Consider the following 19,115-nt stretch of genomic DNA (forward strand, 5'->3'; position numbering starts at 1 on the left):
GGCCGCCGCGATGGCGGCCCGGGTGGGGGAGCCCGCGACGGTCACAGGTCCTCGTCGTCGGTGCGGGTGCGGCGGGCGATCTTGGCGGCCTTGCGCTCCGAGGCGCCGACGCGCTCGTTGAGGTCGAGCCGCGGGTCGCTGCCGCGGTTGTGCATGAGCATCGCGATGCCCGCGGGCGTGGAGGGCTCCCAGTCGAAGGTGACGCCGCCGATGGTGACCGGGCACCCGGGGACCGCGCCCGCCTTGGCCAGCGCGTCCTCGACCCCGAGGCGGGCCAACCGGTCGCCCAGGTAGCCGACGGCCTCGGTGTTGTTGAAGTCGGTCTGCCGAATCCAGCGGGCGGGGCGCTCGCCGTGCACGAAGAACGCGCCCTCCTCCTCCGGGTCGGCGACCACGGTGAAGCCCGCGTCGTCGACGGCGGTGGGGCGCAGCACGATGCGGCTGGGCTCGGGGGCGGGCTTGGCCGCGCGGTCGTCCTCGATGACCTTGGCCAGGGCGAAGCTCAGCTCCCGCAGGCCCTCGCGGGTGGCGGTGGAGACCTCGAACACCGGCAGGCCGCGGGCCTCGATGTCCGGGCGGATCAGCTCGGCCAGCTCCCGGGCCTCGGGCACGTCGACCTTGTTCAGCACCACCAGGCGCGGCCGGTCGGCGAGGTCGCCGCCGAGGGCGGGGGTGTAGCGGGCCAGCTCCTCCTCCAGCGCGTCGATGTCCGACAGCGGGTCGCGGTCGGCCTCGAAGGTGGCGCAGTCGACCACGTGCACCAGCACCGAGCAGCGCTCGATGTGCCGCAGGAAGTCCAGGCCCAGGCCCTTGCCCTGGCTGGCGCCGGGGATCAGGCCGGGCACGTCGGCGATGGTGTAGATCGACTCGCCCGCGGTGACCACCCCGAGGTTGGGCACCAGGGTGGTGAACGGGTAGTCGGCGATCTTCGGGCGGGCCTGCGACAGCACCGAGATCAACGACGACTTGCCCGCCGAGGGGAAGCCGAGCAGCCCGGCGTCGGCCACCGAGCGCAGCTCCAGGACCAGGTCGCGGGTCTCGCCCGGCTCACCGAGCAGGGCGAAGCCGGGGGCGCGGCGGGCCTTGGAGGACAGCGCGGCGTTGCCGAGGCCACCCCGGCCGCCCTGGGCGGCGACGAAGCGGGTGCCGTGGCCGACGAGGTCGACGATGATCTCGCCGTCCGGGTCGAGGATGACGGTGCCGTCGGGGACGTGCAGCTCCAGGTCCTCGCCGGTGGCGCCGTCGCGGTTGGCGCCGTGGCCCTGCTTGCCGTTGGACGCGCTGGCGTGCGGGCGGAAGTGGAAGTCGAGCAGGGTGTGGACGTTGCTGTCCACGACCAGCACGACGTCGCCGCCGTTGCCGCCGTTGCCGCCGTCGGGGCCGCCGAGGGGCTTGTACTTCTCGCGGTGCACCGAGGCGCAGCCGTTGCCGCCACTGCCCGCGGCGACGTGGATCACCACGCGGTCGACGAATCGGGACACCTGGGGTTCCTCTCAGAGACAAAAAACGAGGGGCGGGCCGGATGAAGCTCCAGCCCGCCCCTCGTGGGGTCTTCCCGCTCGGTTCGGGCTTACGCCGCCTCGACCGGGACGATGTTCACGGTCTTGCGACCGCGCTTGGCGCCGAACTGGACGGCACCGGCGGCGAGGGCGAACAGCGTGTCGTCCTTGCCGCGGCCGACGTTGACACCCGGGTGGAACTTGGTGCCGCGCTGGCGGATCAGGATCTCGCCGGACTTGACGACCTGGCCGCCGTAGCGCTTCACACCGAGGTACTGGGCATTCGAGTCACGCCCGTTGCGGGAGCTGGATGCACCCTTCTTGTGTGCCATGTCTGCTCAGTCCCTCTACTTGGTGATGCCGGTGACCTCGACGCGGGTCAACTTCTGGCGGTGACCCTGGCGCTTGTGGTATCCGGTCTTGTTCTTGAACTTGTGGATGCGGATCTTGGGGCCCTTGGTCTGCTCGACCACCTTGCCCGTCACGGACACCTTGGCGAGGGCGTCCGCGTCGGTGGTGACGTCGGTGCCGTCGACCACGAGGACGGCCGTGAGGTTGAGCTCGGCGCCCGGGGTGCCCTCGAGCTTCTCGACCTCGACGACGTCGCCAACAGCCACCTTGTACTGCTTGCCGCCGGTCTTGACGATCGCGTACATCGGGACGGAAGTCTCCTGCTACTAGACGATGGGGGTCTTGCGCGCCCTCGACCGTGGGGGAAACGACCGCGGTCCGGGCTTCGCACGACACAGCCCGCCGATGGGAGGGCCGTGTGTCAGGTTACGTGTCGGCGGGAATCGGGGTCAAACCGGGGGGTGCTTTCCCCGGTCCGACCCCGGTTCCTCAGGCCTCTGGGCCGCCGACGGGCGGGCCCGCGGGGCGCGAGGCGGCCCGTCGGGCGCGCCTGCGCGGGGCGGCGGGCACGGACACGGGCTCCGGCTCGGCGAGGGCGGCCTCGGTGCGGCTGTCGAGCGGCGTGGTGCTCTCCACCCGCGCGTGGCCGTTGCGGTCGCCAGGCTCGCCCGTGAGCGGCTCGGAGCCGTCCCGCTGGGCGGGAGCAGCGGCCGGGGCGCTCACGACCTCCGGGACGTCGCGGACGGGGGCCTTGGCCTGCTCGTCCGCCGCGGCGGCGGCGGCCCGCTGCGACCTGCCGTTGGCGCGGTCGTTGCGGTGCCCGTTGTCCCTGCCGTTGTCCTTGTGGCCGCCGTCGCGCTGGCCGTTCTCACGGCCGTTGTCCCGGTTGCCGTTGTCCCGGTTGCCGTTGTCCCTGGACTGACCGGACTGGTGGCCGTTGTTCTGCCCCTCATCCCTGGTCGAGTCCTTGGAGTCCTTGGCCGCGTCGCCGTCGCCGTTGCGGTTGCGGTTCCGGTTGCGGCCGCCACCGCCGCCGTTGCCCTGGCCCTTCTCCGGCTGCGGGGGCTGCTGGGGCTGCCCACCACCCGCGGCGGCCTTGACGTTGGGCTCGGTGGAGACCATGACGCCGCGGCCCTTGCAGTGCTCGCAGGTGTGGCTGAACGCCTCCAGCAGGCCGGTGCCGACCCGCTTGCGGGTCATCTGGACCAGGCCGAGCGAGGTCACCTCGGCGACCTGGTGGCGGGTGCGGTCGCGGCCAAGGCACTCGGTCAGCCTGCGCAGCACCAGGTCGCGGTTGGACTCCAGCACCATGTCGATGAAGTCGATCACGATGATGCCGCCGATGTCGCGCAGCCGGAGCTGGCGGACGATCTCCTCGGCCGACTCCAGGTTGTTGCGGGTGACCGTCTCCTCCAGGTTGCCCCCGGAGCCGGTGTACTTGCCGGTGTTGACGTCGATGACGGTCATCGCCTCGGTGCGGTCGATCACCAGGTAGCCGCCCGAGGGCAGCCAGACCTTGCGGTCGAGCGCCTTGAGCAACTGCTCGTCGATGCGGTGCTCGGCGAAGACGTCCTTGGGCCCGACGTGGCGGCGGACCCGCTCCAGCAGCTCCGGGGCGACGTGGCGGACGTAGGCGTCGATGGTCTCCCAGGCGGTCTCGCCCTGCACCACCAGCGAGGTGAAGTCCTCGGTGAACAGGTCGCGGACGACCTTGACCAGCAGGTCGGGCTCCTCGTAGAGCAGCGTCGGCGCGCCGGACTTCTTGCCGACGCTGCCGTCGGACTTCTCCTTGATGACCTGCCACTGCGCCTGCAGGCGGCGCACGTCGCGGCCGAGCTCCTCCTCGCTGATGCCCTCCGAGGCGGTGCGGATGATCACGCCCGCGTCCTCGGGGACGATGCGCTTGAGCACGTCCTTGAGCCTGCGCCGCTCGTTCTCCGGCAGCTTGCGGGAGATGCCGGTGGCGCCGCCGCCGGACACGTAGACCAGGAAGCGGCCGGGCAGGCTGATCTGGGTGGTCAGCCTGGCGCCCTTGTGGCCCACCGGGTCCTTGGTGACCTGCACCAGCACGCTGTCGCCGGTGGACAGCGCCTGCTCGATCTTGCGGGCCTTGCCGTCCAGCCCGGCGGCGTCCCAGTCGACCTCACCGGCGTAGAGCACGGCGTTGCGGCCGCGGCCGATGTCGACGAAGGCGGCCTCCATGCTGGGCAGCACGTTCTGCACCCGGCCCAGGAAGACGTTGCCGACCAGCGAGCCGCTGCCCGCGGAGGTGACGAAGTGCTCGACGAGGACGCCGTCCTCGAGCACGCCGATCTGAATCCGGTCGGTGTGCTCGCGCACGACCATGGCGCGGTCGACGGCCTCGCGGCGGGCCAGGAACTCCGCCTCGGACAGGATCGGCGCACGCCTGCGGCCCGCCTCGCGGCCGTCGCGGCGGCGCTGGCGCTTGGCCTCCAGCCGGGTCGAGCCGCGCACGCTGCGCACCTCGTCGCGGGCGTTGGCCGCCTCGGTCTTCTCGTCGCGCGGTTCGCGGGGCTCACGCGGTTCGCGGGCCTCGCGGACGTGGACGACGGTGTTCGGCGGGTCGTCGTGGGTGGCGCTGTCGTCGTCGCCGCCCTTGCGGCGCCTGCGGCGGCGACGGCGGCGGCTGCCGCCGGAGTCGCCGTCGTCGTCGGAGTCGCCGTCGGTGTCCGCGTCGGACTCGGCGGGTTCCTCGGCGTCCGCGGGCTGCTCGGCCTCGGCGCGGGCGGGCTTCTCCGGCTTGTCGGGCTGCTCGGAGTCGTTCTGGTCGGTGTCGTCGGCGGCACCCTTGCCGCGACCGCGGCCGCGGCGGCCGCGACGGCGGCGGCGGCTGCCGGAGCCGTCCTCGTCGTCGTCGCCGTCGTCGAAGTGCTCATCGGACTCGACCGGGGCGGGCTCGTCCTCGACCGGCTCCGGCCGGGGGGTCCGCGCGGGCTTGGCCGGGGCGGCCTCGGGCGGCAGGAACAGCGGGGAGGCCGAGGCGAACACCGGGGTCGGGGGAATCCGCCGGGCGGGTTCGGGGGTCAGCGCGGTCTCGACCACGGCGGCCTCGACGACCTCGGGCTCGACGTGGTTCTCGTCGGCGGGGGCGTCGCCCTCCCAGGGGGCGTCGCCGGTCAGCGCCGCGGCGACCCGCAGGGCCGTCTCCCTGGCCACGCTGGACTGCGCGCCGCGCACCGCCTCGCCGAGGTCGGCGAGGGCGGCGATGACGTCCTTGCTGCTGACCGAGAGCAGCTTGGCGAGCGCGTGCACCCGCACCTTGGCGGGCAGCTCGGCCAGTGCGGCCTCGGTGGATGTGGTTGTGTCCCCGCCGGTGGTGCCGGCAGGGCTGGACTTGTCGGACATGTAGCTCCTCCACCCCCGGGCGCGTCGTGTGGACGCCGCCGCTCAGGGGCCTCGTTGTCATTTCCACCGCGCGAAGCGGCGGGAATCCTCGCCTCTCACCGCCCCGACCACCGGACATGGGACCGGCGGCCTGCGGACGGCAGGTCTTTCGACAACGGGTCGAGGCGCTCTGTTGTCTCCCCGGTCGGACTAGCCGATCGCCGCCCGGTCGTGGGCGAGCGGATCGGTCAGACCGCCACCGTCGTCAAGCCGTCCCTGGGCCATCCGGGTCGCCTTCGCGGGCACCGGCGGTTCCAGGGCGGCGACGACACGGAGCGCGCTCAGCACGTCGTCGGGTCGCACGGCCGGTGTTGTCTGCCGGACGACCACCACCAGTATCCCACACGAACGCCCCGCATCAGACATGTCGATGCCCACAGCGTCCGGCGAGTCCGCCGCGAGTTCCGCGGAATCGACCACTTCGGCGGAGATCACCGCAGGTCGGGCGTCGATCAGCCGCCTGCCGTCCTTGGTGAGCCGTTCCACCTCGACGTGCTCGGTGGCCATCAGCGCGTCCACCGCGGCGGCCAGTTCGGGCGCGCCGATGCCCGGCAGGGCGATCCGCCAGCGGCTGGCCTCCATCCGCTCGGCCAGCCCACCGGGTCCGGCCTGCACGGCCTCCAGCACGTCCAGGCCCGGGGCGAGTGCGGCGTCGAGCACCTGGGCCAGCCGGTCCGGGTCGAGGGCCTGCACGACCTGCAGCTCGACGTACTCGGCCTCGCTGGCCACCCCGGTCGGCGCGGCCCCGATCCAGGAGATCTTGGGGTGCGGGTTGAACCCCTGCGAGTAGGCCATCGGCACGCCCGCCCGGCGCAGCGCCCGTTCGAAGGCGCGCGCGACGTCGCGGTGGGAGGTGAAGCGGAGCCTGCCCCGCTTGGCGTAGCGCAGGCGCAGCTTCTGCACCGGCGGCGCCGAGGGGTTGGGCTGATCCTGGCGGCTCAGGACTACTCCTTACGGTGGTGCGGCACTGCTCCGGTGGTGCGCGGAGCGGCATGGTGGCACCGTACCGGCAGCCCCATTTCGGTCCGCGCGCTTGTTTCGGTCCGGGGTGGTGATTACCGTCCGCAGGCGAGTCGACAGCCGGTGCCCGAGGAGGTCCGGCGGTCCAGCCCTGGAGGTCACCGTGCTCCTGCCCCGCCGCGCGACGGCGGCCGCGGTCGGTGCCACGCTGGCCGCGAGCGCGCTGTTGACCCAGGTCACAGCGGACGCGGCCCCGTTGCCCGACGACGCGGTGCCGTGCCGCGCCGACGTGCCGACCGCCCGCTACCTGGTGCTGTTCGATCCCGGGACCACCGCCGAGGCGGCCTCGGTGTCGACGACCCTGGCCTGCGGGACCGCGGTCGTCTTCCACGACGCGATCGATGTGGCGGTCGTCACTTCCGCCGACTCGCGCTTCGCTGACCGGATCGGCCGCGACCGGGCGTTCAGCGCGGGTGCCGCGGTGGGCGAGGTGGCCGAGCGGGAGCCGCTGCCGGAGGCGGTGGGGCCGGTGGCCGACACCGACCGCACCGGTGAGCAGTGGGACATGGACATGATCGGCGCGCCCGCCGCGCACCGGGTGTCCCCCGGCGACCGGGACGTGCTGGTGGGCGTGCTGGACTCCGGGGTGGACGCGAGCCACCCCGACCTGGCCGCCGCGGTGGACCCGGCCGCGTCGGCGGGCTGCCTCACCGGGGTGGCCGACCCCTCCCCCGCCGCCTGGGCGCCCACCACCTCGACGCACGGCACGCACGTGGCGGGCCTGATCGCCGCCGCGGACGACGGCCGGGGCATCACCGGCGTGGCCCCCGGCGTGCGGCTGGCCTCGGTGCGGGTGGTCGACGACCGCGGCCTGGTGTTCCCGGAGGCGGTGGTGTGCGGGCTGGTGTGGGCCGCCGACCACGGCGTGCGGGTGGCCAACAGCAGCTACTTCGTCGACCCGTGGCAACTGACCTGCGACCGCGGCGCCGAGCACGTGGTCTTCGAGGCGGTGCGCCGGGCGGTGGAGCACGCGACCGACTCCGGGGTGCTGACCGTGGCGGCGGCGTCCAACGGCGGGATCGACCTGGCCGAGCCCCGCGGCGAGGCCTCGGACCTGGCGGGCGGCAGGCGGGTGCTGGACTCGGGCTGCAAGGTGCTGCCGGGCGGGCTGCGCGGGGTGCTGACCGTGTCCGCGGTCGGTCCCGACCGGCTCAAGGCGGGCTACAGCTCCTACGGCCTCGGTTCGGTCGACGTCACCGCCCCCGGTGGTGAGCGCGACGACCGCTGCGTGCTGTCCACGGTGCCCGGCGGCTACGCCACGGACTGCGGGACGTCGATGGCGACCCCGCACGCGACCGGGGTGGTCGCGCTGCTGGCCTCCCGGCACCCGTGGGCCACGCCGCAGCAGCTCACCCGGATGGCCACCGCGCAGGCCGAGTCCGTCCCGTGCCCGTCGGACTACGACCTCGACGGTTCCGGCGCGCAGGACGCCTACTGCTCGGGCTACGCGGCGTTCAACAGCTTCTACGGCCACGGCATGGTCGACGCGCTGGCGGCGGTCGACTAGTCGACGCGCCCGCGGCGGTCGGCCGACCGCTCAGCCGGGCGGGAGCCGCAGCAGCAGCGAGGTCGCCGGGGCGAAGCCGTGCCTGCCGTAGAACGGGACGGACCGCTCGGTGGGGCTCAGCACGACCCGCGCGTACCCCTCGGCGTCGGCGTGGGCCAGCGCCGCGGCCAGCATCTCCGCGCCGATCCCCCGGTCGCGGTGGCCGGGGGCGACGTAGGCGTTGCCGATGTGGCCCCACCGGCTCGCGGGAGCGCCCGGCTTGGGCATCCGGGTGAATTCGAGCATGTTCATCGAGCCCACCGGCGTCTCGCCGTCGAAGGCCAGCCAGAACGCGCGGTGGTGCCACTCGGCGGCGAGCCAGTCGGCGAACGCGGCGTCGAAGCCGGGGTCGTCGACCGGGCCGCGGTCCTCCTCGGTCCAGGCCCGCCGCAGCGCGGCCAGGGAAGCCGTGTCGGCTTCCCCGGCGCGGCGGACCTTCATCGGATCAGTGAGGGGTTCTGGACCGGGGAACCGACGCCGACCGGGCTGATCGGCAGGAGCGTGCGGCCGGTGGGGCCGATCTCGATGTCGGTGCCCATGGCCGGGCAGACGCCGCAGTCGAAGCACGGGGTCCAGCGGCAGTCGTCCTGCTCGCGGGAGTCCAGCGCGTCCTGCCAGTCGTCCCAGAGCCACTCCTTGTCCAGGCCGGAGTCCAGGTGGTCCCAGGGCAGGACCTCGGCCTCGGTGCGCTCGCGGGTGGTGAACCAGTCCAGCGAGACGCCGAGGGGCTCCAGCTCGGCGGCGGCGCCGGAGGTCCAGCGCTCGTAGGAGAAGTGCTCGCTCCAGCCGTCGAACCGGCCGCCCTCGCGCCACACCCGCTCGATGACCCGCCCGACCCGGCGGTCGCCGCGGGAGAGCAGTCCCTCGACCAGGCTGGGCTTGCCGTCGTGGTAGCGCATCCCGATGTTGCGGCCCAGGCTGCGGTCGGAGTCGGAGTTGACCGCCGCGCGCAGCTTGCGCAACCGGTCGTCCACCGTGTCCGGGTCGCACTGCGCGGCCCACTGGAACGGGGTGTGCGGCTTGGGCACGAACCCGCCAATGGAGACGGTGCAGCGGATGTCCTTGCGGCCGCTGGCCTGCCTGCCCGCGCGGATGACGTTCTTGGCCATCTCCGCGATCTGCAGGACGTCCTCGTCGGTCTCGGTGGGCAGCCCGCACATGAAGTACAGCTTCACCTGCCGCCAGCCGTTGGCGTAGGCGGCGCTGACGGTCTTGATCAGGTCCTCTTCGGACACCATCTTGTTGATGACGCGGCGGATGCGCTCGCTGCCGCCCTCGGGGGCGAAGGTGAGCCCGGAGCGGCGGCCGTTGCGGGACAGCTCGTTGGCCAGGTCGATGTTGAACGCGTCGACCCTGGTCGAGGGCAGCGACAGGCCGGTGTTGGTGCCCTCGTAGCGGTCGGCGAGCTGCTTGGTGAGCGGGCCGATCTCGGAGTGGTCGGCGCTGGAGAGCGAGAGCAGGCCGACCTCCTCGAAGCCGCTGTTCTCCAGACCGGTCTGGATCATCGCGCCGATGCCCTCGACGGACCGCTCGCGCACCGGGCGGGTGATCATCCCGGCCTGGCAGAACCGGCAGCCGCGGGTGCAGCCGCGGAAGATCTCCACGCTCATCCGCTCGTGCACGCTCTCGGCCAGCGGCACGAGGGGCTTCTTCGGGTACGGCCACGCGTCGAGGTCCATCGTGGTCCTCTTCGCCACCGTGGCCGGAACGCGCTCGCGGTTGGGGGCGTAGGAGTCGATGTGGCCGTCCTCGCGGTAGGACACGTCGTAGAAGCGCGGGATGTAGACGCCGCCGGTCTCGGCCATGCGGGTCAGCAGTTCGTCGCGCCCGCCGGGGCGGCCCTCGGCCTTCCACGCGCGGATGATGTCGGTGATCTCCCCGACGGCCTCCTCGCCGTCGCCGAGCACGGCGGCGTCGATGAAGTCGGCGATGGGCTCGGGGTTGAACGACGCGTGCCCGCCCGCGAGCACCACGGGGTGGTCCCCGGTGCGGTCGGCGGCGCGCAGCGGGATGCCCGCCAGGTCGAGGGAGGTGAGCATGTTCGTGTAGCCCAGCTCGGTGGAGAAGCTGACGCCGAGCACGTCGAACGCGCCGAGCGGGCGGTGCCCGTCGACGGTGAACTGCGGGACGCCGTGTTCCCGCATGAGCGCCTCCAGGTCCGGCCAGACCGCGTAGGTGCGCTCGGCCAGGACGTCCGGGATCTCGTTGAGCACCTCGTAGAGGATCATGACGCCCTGGTTGGGCAGCCCGACCTCGTAGGCGTCCGGGTACATCAGCGCCCACCGGACGGTGGTGCTGTCCCACTCCTTGACGGTGGCGTTCAGCTCCCCGCCGACGTACTGCACCGGCTTGGAGATCCGGGGCAGGAGGGGCTCAAGCTGGGGGAAAACGGACTCGACGCTCACAGCGAACCAGGGTAGACGGTGTTCGGGACCGGCGAACGGAGGGCGAGGCGTGGGGGACGGGCGGACTCGGGACTGGGCGGGTTTCCACAACACCCGCGACCTGGGCGGACTGCCGCTGAGCGGGGGCGGGACCACGAGGTTCGGCGCGTTCGTGCGGTCGGCCGACCCCGGCGGCGCCACCGCTGAGGGGTGGCGGGCGGCCAAGGCGGCGGGGGTGCGCACTGTGCTCGACCTGCGGTCGACGGCCGGGGCGGTGGCGGCCCCCGAGGGCATCGCGGTCGCGCACGTGGACCTGGACGACACCCCGGACGCGGCGTTCTGGGCGCAGATCCGGGCGGGCGGCCTGCACGGGACGCCGCTGTACTACCGGCCGTTCCTGGCCGCCAAGGCCGGGCGGTGCGCGGCGGCGTTCACCGCGCTGGCCGCGGCCGAGCCGGGGGTGCTGTTCCACTGCGCGATCGGCCGGGACCGGACCGGGCTGGTGGCCCTGCTGCTGCTGTCGCTGGTCGGGGTCGAACCGGAGGCCGTCGCCGCGGACTACGACCTGTCGACGACCGCGCTGCGGGAGCTGTTCGCCGCCGAGGGCCGCGACGACCACGGCCCGTTCATCGCCAACCTGCTCGCCGAGCGCGGCACGACGACCACCCGGACCGTCCTGGACCTCCTCGACGGCTTCGACGCGGAGGCCTACCTGCTGGCCGCCGGGGTGGCGGCGGCCGACCTGGAGGCGCTGCGGGCGCGGCTCACCTAGGACAGCAGGAGCTTGCCCAGCCTGCGGGAGGCGACCACCGTGCCGACGGCGGCCATCACCACGAAGTACGACAGGTGACCGAGCAGGGACAGGTCCACGTCGCCCATGGTGAGGGCCCGCATGACCTCGATGGCGTGGTAGAGCGGGAAGCACTGGACCGCCACCTGCAACGGCTCCGGGTAGACCGAGAGCGGGAAGAAGGTGGTGGAGAACAGGAACATCGGCGTCAGGGCAAGCTGGACCAGGTCGAAGTCCTGCCAGGAGCGCATGAACGTGGTGGCGGCCATGCCGATGGCGGCGAACGCGAACGCCACCAGCACGGACGCGGGCAGCGCCAGCAGGGCCCACGGGGAGGTCAGCAGGCCCATGCCGAGCATGACCGCGAGGAAGCCCGCCGAGTAGAGCGCGCCGCGGATCAGCGCCCAGGCGATCTCGCCGATCGCCACGTCGAGCGGGCCCAGCGGGGTGGCGAGCATGGCGTCGTAGAGCTTGGCGTACTTGAACTTGAAGAAGATGTTGAAGGTGGCGTCGTACACCGCGCCGTTCATGGCCGCGGCGGCCATCAGGGCGGGGGCGACGAAGGCGACGTAGCTGACCGGCTGGCCGCTGGGGCCCACCACGTCGCCGACGAGCTGCGCGAAGCCGAAACCCAGGCCGAACAGGTAGAACAGCGGCTCGAAGAAACCGGAGAACAGGGCCAGCCAGGCGCGCCGGTTGACCAGCAGCGAGCGCTCGACCAGCACCCGGGCCCGGCCCGCGTACAGGCCGGTGGGGAGCACGCGCAGCAGCAGGCCGCTCGACGGCGGCGGGGCGGTGGTCGTCACCTCAGACCTCCAGCCTGCGGACGAAGTTGCGGCGGGCCAGGTACGCGCCCACCACGAGGAGGGCGAGCAGGTACAGCAGGTGGCCGAGGGCGGGCAACGCGCCGAGGGTGCCCAGGGTGACGCCCCGGCACAGCTCGGTGCCGTGCCACAGCGGGGTCAACCACACCACCGGCTGCACCCACCCCGGCAACTGCTCGACCGGGAAGAACGTGCCGGAGAACATCATCATCGGCAGCACGATGAACCGGAAGATGACGTTGAACTGCTGGCCCTCGGACTCGATCGTGGCCGCGTAGGCGACGATCGGCGCCCCGCACGCCAGGCCGGTGAGCAGGGAGAACACCACGGCGAGCAGGAACCCGGGCCCGGCGACCGCGCCCAGGGCGGCGGCCACGGCCAGGAACCCGACCGCGGTGAACGCCAGCCGGGCCGCCAGCCAGGTGAGCTGCCCGGCGAGCAGTTGGGCGGCGCTGATCGGGGTGGCGACGACCGCCCAGTAGGTGCGCTGCCACTTGAACGCGGACAGGATCGGGTACGTGGACTCGAAGGTCGCCGTCTGCATGAGGGTGGCGGCCAGCAGCGCCGGGGCCAGGAACTGCACGTACGGGAGCCCCCCGGTGGCCGGACCCGGTTCGACCTGGGAACCGAAACCGATGCCGAGCGCGACCAGGAACAGCACCGGTTGGACCAGCGTGGAGATGACCGTGGAGCGCCAGTTGCGCCGGTACCAGGCCCACAGGCCCTCGACGACCAGCAGCGCCGCCCGCGCCGGACCGGGCACGGTGCCGGTGGGGCGTTGACCGGTGGTGGTCATCAGTCCACCAGCGTTCGGCCGGTGAGGCGGAGGAAGACATCCTCCAGCGTGGCGCGGCGGACCAGGCTGGACACCGGGACGACACCCCGGTCGTGCGCGGCCTTGAGCGCGGACTCCCCGTCGCCGGTGTAGAGCAGGAGCCGGTCGGGCAGCACCTCGACGCGCTCGGCCAGGTCGACGACGCTGGGCTCGGCGGCGGCCTGGGCGCCGGGGGCGAAGCGCAGTTCCAGCACCTCGCGGGTGGCGTGGCGGGAGATCAGCTCGCCGGGGCTGCCCTCGGCCACGATCCGGCCGCCGTCCATGACCACCAGCCGGTCGCAGAGCTGCTCGGCCTCGTCCATGTAGTGGGTGGTGACGATGAGCGTGACGCCCTGCTGCTTGAGCCGGAACAGCCGGTCCCAGAGCAGGTGCCTGGCCTGCGGGTCGAGCCCGGTCGTCGGCTCGTCGAGCAGCAGCAGCTCGGGGTCGTTGATCAGCGAGCGGGCGATGGTCAGCCGCCGCTTCATGCCGCCGGAGAGCGGTTCGACCTCGTCGTCGGCGCGTTCGGTGAGCTGGGCGAAGTCCAGCAGCTCCTCGGCCCTGGCCCGCACGTGCGCCTTGGACAACCCGAAGTAGCGGCCGTAGACGTGCAGGTTCTGCCGCACGGTCAGCTCGGTGTCGAGGTTGTCCTGCTGCGGCACCACACCGAGCCGGGCCCGGATGCGCGGCCCCGCCCGGTCCGGGTCCATCCCCAGGACGGTCAGCTCACCCCCGGTGCGCGGGGACACGCAGGAGATCATCCGCATCGTGGAGGACTTGCCCGCCCCGTTGGGGCCGAGGAAGCCGAACGCCTCCCCGGGACGCACCTCCAGGTCGATGCCCCGGACCGCCTCGAAGTCCCCGAACCGCTTGCCCAGTCCCCGCGCCCGCACCAGCGCACCGTCGCCCGCCACACCCCAGACCCTAAACGGGGGGCACGACAATTTCTCCCGGGTTCCGGCGCGGTCGGTGGACGTTCTCGTCCCGGAAACGCCGACCGGCCCGGAATCGCGGGGATTCCGGGCCGGTCGGGGGTGCGGGGGCTACAGCGCGGGGAACCAGATCTTGATCTCGCGCTCGGCGGACTCCGGGGAGTCCGAACCGTGCACCAGGTTGTACTGGACCTCCAGGCCGAAGTCGCCGCGGATGGTGCCCGGGGTGGCCTTCTCCACCGGGTGGGTGCCGCCCGCGAGCTGGCGGAACGCGGCGATGGCGTTCTCGCCCTCGGCCACGATCGCGGCCACCTTGCCGGAGGTGATGAACTCCAGCAGCGACTCGAAGAACGGCTTGCCGTCGTGCTCGGCGTAGTGCTGCTCGGCGACGGCGCGCTCGACCGAGCGCAGCTCCAGCGCGGCCAGGGTCAGCCCCTTGCGCTCGATGCGGGAGATGACCTCGCCGACCAGACCGCGGCTCACACCGTCGGGCTTGACCAGGACCAGCGTGCGCTCACTCACGGCGTTCCGAACTCCTTAGTGGGGAAGAATTGTGTGAGCAGGGTAACCCGGCCGGTCAGCACTGCGGCCGCAAGGTCCTCGACCACAGCGCGGCACCGGTCCCGTCGCGCAGGTCGACGGTCAGCTCACCGCTGCGGCCGTCCACGTTCACCTCGCCGAAGTGCTGGAAACCGTCCATCGGGGAGGTGTTCGCCGCGGGCGGGGCGTGCACGAACACCGCCTCCGGCCCGAACGTCGGGTCCAGCGCGTTGGGCCCGAACGCGCCCGCGTGCAGCGGCCCGGACACGAACTCCCAGAACGGGTCGAAGTCGCCCACTGCGGCCCGGTCCGGCGAGTAGTGGTGCGCGGCGGTGTAGTGCACGTCCGCGGTCAGCCAGACGACGTTGCGCACCCGCCGCCGGGCCAGCGAGCGCAGCACCCATGCCAGTTCGTGCTCCCGGCCGCCCGGCGCCCCCGGCAGCCCGTTGGCCACCCCCTCGATGCCCGCCCCGTCCGGCACGGTGAGCCCGACCGGCAGGTCGTTGGCGACGATCTTCCAGGTGGCCCGGCTGCGGCTGAGGCCGTCGACCAGCCAGCGCGCCTGCCGGTCGCCCAGGACGCGCCCGACGCCGTCGCGGGGCGCGGTGTTCGCGTCCTTGTAGGTCCGCATGTCCAGCACGAACACCTCGACGTGCGCACCGTGGGAGAAGCTGCGGTACACCCGCCCGTCGACGGCCCGGCGCCGGTCGACGGGCTGCCACTCGTGGAACGCCCGCGCCGCCCGCGCGGCCAGCACGTCGACCCGCTTCTCGGTGTACTGCGGCAGGTCCAGGATCTCGCCGGGGTACCAGTTGTTGGTCACCTCGTGGTCATACCGCGCGATCGCAATAGAAGATGCTCTATGCCATGTATTTCTTGGCTTCCGTGCGCACAAGGCGGTTAATGACGACATAATACGCCGCAATGAAAATTAGCAAAATTACGTTCGGCCTTGCGACGGCAGCAATTACTACTATATACATCCAGACGGTTACAATTTTTCCGCTTATAAGCCAGTTTTCATTGCCCGAAATGAATTTGAGCCAACCGCGTAGTTTTGCTCGTAGCACGCAAACCGCCATGCCCAGGGGCAGCGTAACCAGAATAGAGCTTCCAAAATTTCTTTCTTCATGGTCTCCCACGGGGAAAAGGTCGGCTCCAAACAGGTTCATTTTGTGCGCAGCGTTGTACGATTCAAATGGCCATTGCATAAAGTATGCTACCGCCGCGTCGCCCGACAGTGGATTCGATACTAAGAAGGCTATTGCGAAAATGGTGAGCGCGATTCCGAAGAACAGGATACTTCCCGTGCCTACTGTCTCCGTGCGATCGGAACTCCACTTTTCGATTTGTGAATGCAACTGTTTGACGACAGGAAATGAGATAAGAGCAACCAGTGCGCCCATTAACGCGTACGAGATAATCCATGAAATCGTAAGAGATAGATTGATCTTGGAAACGAGGTCTAGTATCCGATCGGCGAAGCCGACCATCACGGTAGTCATGAGTGCGTGGTTTACGGTAGCAAAAATGCCAAATAGGAGAAGAATTGCGGCAGATACTCCGAGGCTGAGATTCCCGGTCTTGCGCGCCTTTATTTCACTTCGAGCAGTGTTAGATTTGACCGAATTTAGGGATACTTGCAGGTCTTCCACTTTTTTAAGAGATTGCGCCAAATTTTCATCGTTTGGAAGGTCGTGTTGACTCGAAAGGGTCTGGCCTTGAGGTGTGCTATTTAGATTCGATTGCGCATCGAAGAGAGCTTCGGATTCACTTTTCCGGAGTTTTTTCACTTCCTCTAGCAGTTCGACTTGAAGACTCTCGGCGGCTTTCCTATTCTTTTCGGCTTGTGCGCCGCTGCGTTTCGACCAGGTATAGGCGGCAAAGGCGAGCAGCGCCCCTAGGATGCTCGCAACCCAACTCCAGCGCTCGATCTGTGTCCACACATAACCTATAGAATCATCTTGAGTGTGCCACGGATAGTGCCCAGCGAGCGCTGATCTGAAAGTTACACAAGCGCTCGAGCGGCATGGGGTTGGTACAATGTTGTTTGCTGGCACACGTGGTGGTCGTCCCACTGCGCCACGGTGGGCGCCTTCGCGGCGAAGGCGCGCACGTTGTCGTCGAGGAGGTTGTAGGCGAACTGGCCTCGGTACTCGTCGAGGGTTTCGGCGACCTTGGACTTGGCCGGGGTGACCAGGTTGCGCCAGATCCGGCCGTCGGGGAGGGTCACGCGCTCGACGAGGGGGCCGTCGGAGTAGACGGTGTCGCCGCTGTGCAGGAAGAAGTGGGGGTCGCGGGCGGCCATGGCGCGGTAGGCGGTGAGGCCGCCGAGGTCGGGGTTGATGCCCCAGCCCTGGCCGACGACGTCGCCGGACCAGGTGAAGCGGACGTCGGCGCGGCCCTGCGGGGCGGTGCGGAAGGAACCGGTGAGCGGGGCGCTGGTGGTGCGGCCGTCGAGGTCTTCGGCGCGGACTCGGTAGTGGACCTCGCGTCCGGCGGGCAGGTGGGTGAGGCGGAGGCGGCCGGTGCCGTCGGTGGCGGGGGTCAGCAGCGGGCCGCGCAGGGTGCGGGCGTTCCGGAAGTCGGGGTTGCCCGCGACCTCGACCAGCATCCGGGCGGGGCGGTCGGCGCGGGTCCAGACGACGGCGCCGTCGGTGGTGACGTCGCCGGTCTGCACGCCGTGGGTGAGGACCGGGCGGTCCTTCGGGACCGCGAACGCGATCCCGGGGGCGGCGACCCCGGCCGCCACGGACAGACCGCTCGCGCGCAGCAGGGTGCGCCGGGAGATTTCCATGTGCGGTGTCTAGGCGAGCAGTCCGACGCCCCGGCCAACGCCGGGCGACGCGGGGGTGACGCTTCAGCGGGGCTGGAGCACCACCTGCGTCTGCGTGGTCTGCGCGACCCGCTTGCCCGCCGCGTCGAACAGGTCGGTCTGCACGACGATCGTGGTGCGGCCGACGTGCAGGGGCTTGGCGACCGCTTCGACGTGGCCGGTGCGGACGCCGCCGAACAGGTTGGTCTTGCTCTCCACGGTCGAGGTGCCCGACGCGCCCTCGGGCAGGTTGAGGAACGCCGCGACCGCGCCCGCGCTGTCGGCCAGGGTCATCAGCGCGCCGCCGTGCAGGGCACCGCCGAGGGTGCAGCGGTCGGGTGCCCAGTCGAGGCGGGCGCGGACCTCCGCCGGGGTGGCGGAGGTGATCTCGACCCCGCTGGCCGCGGCGAAGGGCATCGACTGCGTCAACTGTTCCGGCGTCATGGCGCCAGGTTACTGCTGGCTGCGCAGGGTTCCCTCGGCCATCCGCTTGCGGACGTCGTTGCGGGCCCAGAACATCCAGCCCCAGGCGGCGGCGAACAGGACGCCGACGATGCCGAGGGTGGGCAGGAAGAGGAAGCAGGCGATGAGGGCCACGTGCAGGCCCGCGACCACCCAGGTGATCCACGGGCGGGCGACCAGGGCGCAGCCGAGCACCAGGGCGAGCGCGATCAGGCCGACGAACCAGCCCTGCCCGGTGCTGATGGTGTCGTCCTTGGCGACGACCAGCAGCGCCAGCAGCACCACGATCGCCTCGAGGATGAACATGGCCGACGTGACGCCGCGGAAGCCCTTCATCGGGTCCACCAGGGCGGGGGGCGGGTCCTGCTCGCTCATGCCGGTTCCTTCCCGAACAGGGCGCGGACCTCGCCCGCGGTGACGACCGACCCGGTGGCGATCACGCCCACCCCGGACATCGTCTCGCTCGGGTCGTCGCTCTCCTCGGCCAGGGCGACGGCCCGCTCGATGGCGTCGACGAGGCCCGCGGCGACGGTGACGCGCTCGTCGCCGAAGACGTCGGTGGCGATCTCGGCGAGGCGGTCGGGGTCCATGGCGCGCTGCGAGGAGTTGGTGGTGACGACCACCTCGCTGAGCACCGGTTCGAGGGGGGTGAGGATGCCCTCGGCGTCCTTGTCCGACAGGACCGCGACGACGCCGACGAGCTTGCGGAAGCCGAACTCCTCGTCCAGCGCGGCGGCCAGGGCCTTCGCGCCGTCGGGGTTGTGCGCGGCGTCGACGAACACGCTGGGTGCCATCCGGACCCGCTCCAGCCGCCCGGGGGTGGTGACCGAGGCGAAGCCGTGGCGGATGGCGTCGACGTCGAGCTGCTTCTGCGCGCCCGCGCCGAAGAACGCCTCCACCGCGGCCAGGGCGAGTGCCGCGTTGGCCGCCTGGTGGGCGCCGTGCAGGGGCAGGAAGACCTCGTCGTAGACCCCGCCGAGGCCCTGCAACCGCAGCACCTGCCCACCCACGGCCACGTCGCGCCGCAGGACGCCGAACTCCAGGCCCTGGCGGGCGACCGTGGCGTCGACCTCGGTGGCGCGCTCCAGCAGCACCTTGGCCGCCTCGGTGTCCTGCTCGGCCAGCAGGGCGATCGAACCGGGCTTGATGATCCCCGCCTTCTCCCGGGCGATCGAGACCAGGTCGGGGCCGAGCCGGTCGACGTGGTCGAGGCCGATCGGGGTGATCACCGCGATCCGCGCGTCGGCGGCGGTGGTGGCGTCCCAGCCGCCGCCCATGCCGGTCTCGACCACGGCCACGTCGACCGGGGTGTCGGCGAAGGCGGCGAAGGCCATGGCGGTGAGCACCTCGAACTTGCTCAGCCGGATGTCCCCGGCGTTGTCGACCATCGCCAGGTACGGCTCGACGTCGCGGTAGACCTCGACGTAGCGGGCCGGGTCGATGGGCGCGTTGTCGAGGCTGATCCGCTCGGTGACCAGTTGCAGGTGCGGGCTGGTGAACCGCCCGGTGCGCACGCCGAGGGCGGTCATCAGCGCGTCGACCATGCGGGTGACCGACGTCTTGCCGTTGGTGCCCGCGACCTGGACCACCGGGTAGGCGGTCTGCGGGTCGGCGAGCAGGTCGAGCAGCGCGCGGATGCGGTCGAGCGAGGGCTCGATCCGGTCCTCGGACCACCGCGCGTCCAGTTCGGACTCGACCTGGCGCAGGTCCTCGAGCACCCCGGGGTCGATCAC

The 19,115-nt window shown here is 71.4% G+C and carries 17 protein-coding genes and 2 pseudogenes; 2 read left to right on the forward strand and 17 right to left on the reverse strand.

Annotation, left to right across the window (positions count from 1 at the left end):
• Window positions 1–41: 41 nt before the first annotated feature.
• The 5 genes from obgE to DFQ13_RS25355 form a co-directional block, all read right to left on the reverse strand.
• Window positions 42–1,481 carry a GTPase ObgE gene (gene obgE / locus DFQ13_RS25335; protein WP_110081612.1) on the reverse strand — a complete coding sequence of 480 codons (1,440 nt, stop codon included), beginning with the start codon at window positions 1,479–1,481 and terminating at the stop codon, window positions 42–44.
• Between the two features lie 89 nt (window positions 1,482–1,570).
• Window positions 1,571–1,831 carry a 50S ribosomal protein L27 gene (rpmA, locus tag DFQ13_RS25340; protein ID WP_035282355.1) on the reverse strand — a complete coding sequence of 87 codons (261 nt, stop codon included), beginning with the start codon at window positions 1,829–1,831 and terminating at the stop codon, window positions 1,571–1,573.
• 15 nt (window positions 1,832–1,846) lie between these two features.
• Window positions 1,847–2,155 (reverse strand): 50S ribosomal protein L21, encoded by a 309-nt coding sequence (rplU, locus tag DFQ13_RS25345; protein WP_035282359.1) that lies wholly within the window; start codon window positions 2,153–2,155, stop codon window positions 1,847–1,849.
• A gap of 184 nt (window positions 2,156–2,339) precedes the next feature.
• Window positions 2,340–5,216: a translation initiation factor IF-2 N-terminal domain-containing protein gene (locus tag DFQ13_RS25350; RefSeq protein WP_110081613.1), complete on the reverse strand. Its 2,877-nt coding sequence runs from the start codon at window positions 5,214–5,216 to the stop codon at window positions 2,340–2,342.
• A gap of 189 nt (window positions 5,217–5,405) precedes the next feature.
• Window positions 5,406–6,158 carry a TIGR03936 family radical SAM-associated protein gene (locus DFQ13_RS25355; RefSeq protein WP_110081614.1) on the reverse strand — a complete coding sequence of 251 codons (753 nt, stop codon included), beginning with the start codon at window positions 6,156–6,158 and terminating at the stop codon, window positions 5,406–5,408.
• 220 nt (window positions 6,159–6,378) lie between these two features.
• Between DFQ13_RS25355 and DFQ13_RS25360 the strand changes: the two genes are divergently transcribed.
• Window positions 6,379–7,782: a S8 family peptidase gene (locus tag DFQ13_RS25360; RefSeq protein WP_233438576.1), complete on the forward strand. Its 1,404-nt coding sequence runs from the start codon at window positions 6,379–6,381 to the stop codon at window positions 7,780–7,782.
• Between the two features lie 30 nt (window positions 7,783–7,812).
• Here the strand turns inward: DFQ13_RS25360 and DFQ13_RS25365 are convergent, their stop codons facing one another.
• Both DFQ13_RS25365 and DFQ13_RS25370 read right to left on the reverse strand, forming a co-directional pair.
• The gene (locus tag DFQ13_RS25365) at window positions 7,813–8,262 is read right to left on the reverse strand and encodes a GNAT family N-acetyltransferase (RefSeq protein WP_110081615.1); all 450 of its coding nucleotides are present in this window, start codon (window positions 8,260–8,262) and stop codon (window positions 7,813–7,815) included.
• A complete protein-coding gene (locus tag DFQ13_RS25370) occupies window positions 8,259–10,226 on the reverse strand; it encodes a TIGR03960 family B12-binding radical SAM protein (RefSeq protein ID WP_035282372.1) in 1,968 nt (655 codons plus the stop codon). The genes DFQ13_RS25365 and DFQ13_RS25370 overlap by 4 nt, the downstream gene beginning before the upstream one ends.
• A 49-nt stretch (window positions 10,227–10,275) precedes the next feature.
• On the opposite strand from DFQ13_RS25370, the gene DFQ13_RS25375 reads away from it, so the two are divergent.
• On the forward strand, window positions 10,276–10,977 hold the full coding sequence (locus DFQ13_RS25375) for a tyrosine-protein phosphatase (RefSeq protein ID WP_110081616.1): 702 nt from the start codon (window positions 10,276–10,278) through the stop codon (window positions 10,975–10,977).
• Here the strand turns inward: DFQ13_RS25375 and DFQ13_RS25380 are convergent.
• From DFQ13_RS25380 to folC, 10 genes and pseudogenes are all read right to left on the reverse strand, one after another.
• Window positions 10,974–11,801 (reverse strand): ABC transporter permease, encoded by an 828-nt coding sequence (locus DFQ13_RS25380; protein WP_035282388.1) that lies wholly within the window; start codon window positions 11,799–11,801, stop codon window positions 10,974–10,976. The two genes, DFQ13_RS25375 and DFQ13_RS25380, sit on opposite strands and share 4 nt — an antisense overlap.
• 1 nt (window position 11,802) lies before the next feature.
• Window positions 11,803–12,615, reverse strand: coding sequence for an ABC transporter permease (locus DFQ13_RS25385; RefSeq protein WP_110081617.1), 813 nt, complete (start codon window positions 12,613–12,615; stop codon window positions 11,803–11,805).
• Complete coding sequence (locus tag DFQ13_RS25390; protein WP_035282392.1) at window positions 12,615–13,547, reverse strand: ABC transporter ATP-binding protein; 933 nt, start codon at window positions 13,545–13,547, stop codon at window positions 12,615–12,617. The genes DFQ13_RS25385 and DFQ13_RS25390 overlap by 1 nt, the downstream gene beginning before the upstream one ends.
• 129 nt (window positions 13,548–13,676) lie before the next feature.
• Window positions 13,677–14,087 carry a nucleoside-diphosphate kinase gene (gene ndk, locus DFQ13_RS25395; RefSeq protein WP_035282394.1) on the reverse strand — a complete coding sequence of 137 codons (411 nt, stop codon included), beginning with the start codon at window positions 14,085–14,087 and terminating at the stop codon, window positions 13,677–13,679.
• Between the two features lie 55 nt (window positions 14,088–14,142).
• A pseudogene (locus DFQ13_RS25400) lies at window positions 14,143–14,937 on the reverse strand (alkaline phosphatase D family protein); the annotation flags it as partial.
• 28 nt (window positions 14,938–14,965) lie between these two features.
• Window positions 14,966–16,051, reverse strand: a complete 1,086-nt coding sequence (locus DFQ13_RS33285; RefSeq protein ID WP_146241357.1) for a Mic19 family protein — start codon at window positions 16,049–16,051, stop codon at window positions 14,966–14,968.
• A gap of 113 nt (window positions 16,052–16,164) precedes the next feature.
• A pseudogene (locus tag DFQ13_RS25405) lies at window positions 16,165–16,902 on the reverse strand (alkaline phosphatase D family protein); the annotation flags it as partial.
• Between the two features lie 63 nt (window positions 16,903–16,965).
• Window positions 16,966–17,364, reverse strand: coding sequence for a PaaI family thioesterase (locus tag DFQ13_RS25410; RefSeq protein WP_110081619.1), 399 nt, complete (start codon window positions 17,362–17,364; stop codon window positions 16,966–16,968).
• Window positions 17,365–17,373: 9 nt separating this feature from the next.
• The gene (locus DFQ13_RS25415) at window positions 17,374–17,757 is read right to left on the reverse strand and encodes a DUF4233 domain-containing protein (protein ID WP_110081620.1); all 384 of its coding nucleotides are present in this window, start codon (window positions 17,755–17,757) and stop codon (window positions 17,374–17,376) included.
• A complete protein-coding gene (folC, locus tag DFQ13_RS25420; RefSeq protein WP_407643207.1) occupies window positions 17,754–19,115 on the reverse strand; it encodes a bifunctional tetrahydrofolate synthase/dihydrofolate synthase in 1,362 nt (453 codons plus the stop codon). The genes DFQ13_RS25415 and folC overlap by 4 nt, the downstream gene beginning before the upstream one ends.

This window comes from Actinokineospora spheciospongiae, from assembly GCF_003182415.1.
Classification (GTDB): domain Bacteria; phylum Actinomycetota; class Actinomycetes; order Mycobacteriales; family Pseudonocardiaceae; genus Actinokineospora; species Actinokineospora spheciospongiae.